This is a genomic window from Cellulomonas septica, assembly GCF_012396155.1.
Lineage (GTDB): Bacteria > Actinomycetota > Actinomycetes > Actinomycetales > Cellulomonadaceae > Cellulomonas > Cellulomonas septica.
Genome location: NZ_JAAXOY010000369.1, coordinates 1 through 3,519 on the forward strand (window position 1 = coordinate 1; position 3,519 = coordinate 3,519).

3 protein-coding genes are annotated in these 3,519 nt (G+C 72.9%); 1 reads left to right on the forward strand and 2 read right to left on the reverse strand.

Translation table 11 applies throughout. From position 1 onward, the window contains the following. Positions 1 to 24: 24 nt before the first annotated feature. A complete protein-coding gene (locus HGA02_RS13370; RefSeq protein ID WP_168679421.1) occupies positions 25 to 921 on the forward strand; it encodes a glycoside hydrolase family 6 protein in 897 nt (298 codons plus the stop codon). 43 nt (positions 922 to 964) lie between these two features. Here the strand turns inward: HGA02_RS13370 and HGA02_RS13375 are convergent, their stop codons facing one another. Next, positions 965 to 2,587: a vWA domain-containing protein gene (locus tag HGA02_RS13375; protein WP_168679422.1), complete on the reverse strand. Its 1,623-nt coding sequence runs from the start codon at positions 2,585 to 2,587 to the stop codon at positions 965 to 967. Positions 2,588 to 2,915: 328 nt separating this feature from the next. Then, a partial coding sequence (locus HGA02_RS13380; RefSeq protein WP_168679423.1) for a DUF4190 domain-containing protein occupies positions 2,916 to 3,519 on the reverse strand: 604 nt, incomplete at its 5' end.

Below are 3,519 nucleotides of genomic sequence, written 5' to 3' on the forward strand. Positions count from 1 at the left end.
CCGGACGTGCAGGAGTGAGGAGCCATGGAGCTGATCGACCACACCGCCGCCGCCGGGACGATCCGGGTCGACGAGCAGGACGGCCGCACGGTCGTCGTCCTCGTCGGCGAGGTCGACGCCGCGCTGCTCGCGAAGGCCGCCGCGCAGGGCTCGGCACGGTGGCTCGGCCCGCAGGACGCCACCGCGACCGTCGCGTCGTCGGTCCGTGCGTATGCCGCCACGGCGGCCGCGGCCGGGCAGACGCCCGTCCTCGTCACGTACGCCATCCCGGACCGCGACTGCGGCGGGCTCTCGGCGGGCGGGTTCGCGACGGTCGGCGAGTACCGGGCCTGGATCGACCAGGTGGCCGCCGGGCTGGTGCGCGCGCAGGCGGTCGTCGTCGTCGAGCCCGACGCGCTGCTGCACCTCGAGCGGTGCGGTGACCGCGACGCGCGTCTCGCGATGCTCCGGTACGCCGTCGGGGCCCTGACGCGTGCGGGTGCCGAGGTCTACCTCGACGCCGCGAGCAGCAACAGCTTCGGGTGGGGGACGTTCGCGCTGCGCGACATGGCGCTGCGGCTGCGGGCCGCGGGCGTCGACCAGGCCGCGGGGTTCGCGGTCAACACGTCGAACTTCCAGCGCTCCGAGCACGAGGTCGCGTACGGGCGCTACCTGTCGGCGCTGCTGGGCGGTGCGTCGTTCGTCGTCGACACGTCGCGCAACGGCACCGGTGCGCTGGCCGGGCCCGACGGAACCGTGTGGTGCAACCCCGCGGGCCGGGCGCTCGGCTCGCCGCCGCGGGCGACGCTCGACGGCCCGCACGTCGCCGACCTGTGGGTCAAGACCGTGGGGCTCAGCGACGGGACCTGCGCGGGCGGTCCCGCCGCCGGGCGGCTGTGGGAGGAGTACCTCCTCGGGCTGGCGTCGCGCGCCGCGTGGTGAGCGACCGCCAGGCCCGAGGAGGCACGTCCCGTCGGGCCTGGGCTCAGCCCGTCATCCGCACGTAGTCGTCGACCAGGCCGACGAACTCCGAGCGCAGGCCGTACGGGTCCTCGCCGAGGGCCTCGCGCGCCCGCTCCCGGGCCCGCGTCGGGCTCGCGTCCGCCGCGTGCTCCGACCGGGAGACCGCCAGACCGAACTCGGCGACGGCCGACGCGAACCGGAAGTCCGCCGTCGGGCGCGTCGTGTACGTGTCCGACCCCGCCGGGAAGACCACCTCGGTGCTCGTGTCCCCGCCCGGCTGCTTGTAGCGGACGTGCACCGTGAGGAAGTCGTCCGAGCCGCCCGGCTCGACGTCCTGGTAGTCGAGGTCGTCCTCCGCCGACGCGCCGTCCGCCGGCACCAGCTCGTAGAACGCCGTCACCGCGTGCCCCGCACCGACGTCGCCCGCGTCCTTCGTGTCGTCGTCGAACTCCTCGTCCTCGAGCCGGCGGTTGTCGTAGCCCAGCAGCCGGTACCGCGACACCGTCGCGGGGTTGAGCTCGACCTGCACCTTGAGGTCCTGCGCGACGACGAACATCGTCGAGTCGAACTCGTCGACCAGGACCTTGCGCGCCTCCTCCAGGGTGTCGATGTAGGCGTAGTTGCCGTTCCCGTGGTCGGCGATCGCCTCCATCGTGACGTCCTTGAGGTTGCCCATCCCGAAGCCCAGCACCGAGACGTAGACGCCGGTCTTCGCGTGCTCCTCGATGAGGTCCGTCACCTGCTCGGGCGTCGACGGGCCGACGTTGAAGTCGCCGTCGGTCGCGAGGATCACCCGGTTGTTGCCGCCCTCGACGAAGTTCTCCGTCGCCAGCTCGTACGCCGTCTCCAGCCCCGCCGCGCCGCCCGTCGACCCGCCGGCCCGCAGCTCGCGCAGGATCCCCACCAGCTCACGGCGGTGGTCGCCCGGCACCGAGTCGGCGAGCACCCGGTTGTCGCCCGCGTACGTGACGATCGACACCGTGTCGTCCTCGTCGAGCTGCTCGACCAGGAGCGCGAACGACTCCGCGAGGAGCGGCAGCTTGTTCGGCTCGTCCATCGACCCGGAAACGTCGAGCAGGAACACGATGTTGTTGCCGCGGCTCGTCGGCTTCTCCGCGGTCGCCTGCACGCCGATCATCGCGAGCCGGTGGTCCGGCGCCCACGGCGCGTCGGCGACCTGCGTCGTCACCGTGAACGGGTCCGCCGCGTCCGGGTCCGGCGCCGGGTAGTCGTAGTCGAAGTAGTTGACGAGCTCCTCGATCCGCACCCCCTCCGGCGCGACGCCCTGCCGCAGCTGGCGGCGCAGGTTGCTGTACGACGCGGTGTCGACGTCGGACGAGAAGGTCGACAGCGGGCTCGTCCGCACGTCCTGGAACGGCTGCTCCGGGGAGTCGTCGTACTCCTCCTGGTCGTCCAGGGGGACGTCGCGCCACTCCTCGGAGGAGAACGAGTCGTCGTAGCCGCCCTCGGCCTGCGACATGTCCATGTCCGCACCCGAGTCGCCCGCGCTGCACGCCGCGAGCGCGCCGACGAGGGTGGCCGCCGCCACGACCGCCGTCGCGCGGGTCGACGCCCGCGCCCGCCCTCGCCTGCCCGCCCGCAGCCCTGCCGTCACGAGTGCCCCCGCCGAGATCCGTCCGCGCATCAGTCGCCTCCATTTGTCCGAGGACTGAAGCCTTGCGGCCCGGCACGGGTCACCGCCAGCACAGGCCCGTCACGTGCACATCCCGTTCAGGTCACGACCAGCGGATTTTCAGCGTCGCTCGTGACCGGGCTGAGACACACCTGTGACCAGGCAACTCGCTGCACGACCTGCCGGCGCGCCGCGCCGGTGCGCTCGTCGAGATCCCGTGAGAAATGTCCGGGCAATCATTCACGAAAAGGCGCGCGGTGTCGGCATCAATGGACCTGACAATGCGTCAGGACGAACCGGACAAAGCCCGTCCTGCGCTCATGGTGCGGCCGTGCCGCGGCTACGGCGCGGTGACCGTCCCGTCGAGCACCGACCCCTGCAGGTCCGGGTAGTCGGTCGCCACCGCGCAGTACGCCGACGTCGCGCCCGTCGCCCAGTCGTCCGGGTGCGGGAAGCTCACGTCGGTCCACACCGTCCACTCGTCCAGCAGCTCCGGCGCGGCACGGTCGATCTGCGCGGCGCACTCCGCGAACCCCTCGTCGTACCCGGCGTCGCTCGGGTCCGCGTACGTGTCGACCGGAGCCGACAGCGGCAGCACCGCCACGATCTCGAGCGCGTGCGGCTGGCCGCAGTCCACCGGACCGGCCGTCCCGAGGTCCAGCGCGTTCGGGTACTCCTCCAGGCAGTCGCCGACCACGAGGTCCGAGCGCAGCGTGTAGTCGGGCAGCTCCGCCGACGCGTCGCTCGCGAACTCCGGGTTCGACGCCGCCCACACCGCGAGCCACACCCAGCCCACGAAGACCAGCGTGCTCACCGCGCCCACCACCACGCCCGCGATCGCCATCCCGCGGCCCCGGGTACCGCGCCGGCGGATCCGCCGCAACGCCCCGATGCCCAGGCCGAGGCCGACCGGCCCCGGGACGCCGCCGAGCAGAGATCGGAAG

Bases quoted from the DNA above. Each gene is read 5' to 3' on its own strand.
- HGA02_RS13370 (WP_168679421.1), top strand. From the start codon at position 25: ATGGAGCTGATCGACCACACCGCCGCCGCCGGGACGATCCGGGTCGAC.
- HGA02_RS13375 (WP_168679422.1), bottom strand. From the start codon at position 2,587: ATGCGCGGACGGATCTCGGCGGGGGCACTCGTGACGGCAGGGCTGCGG.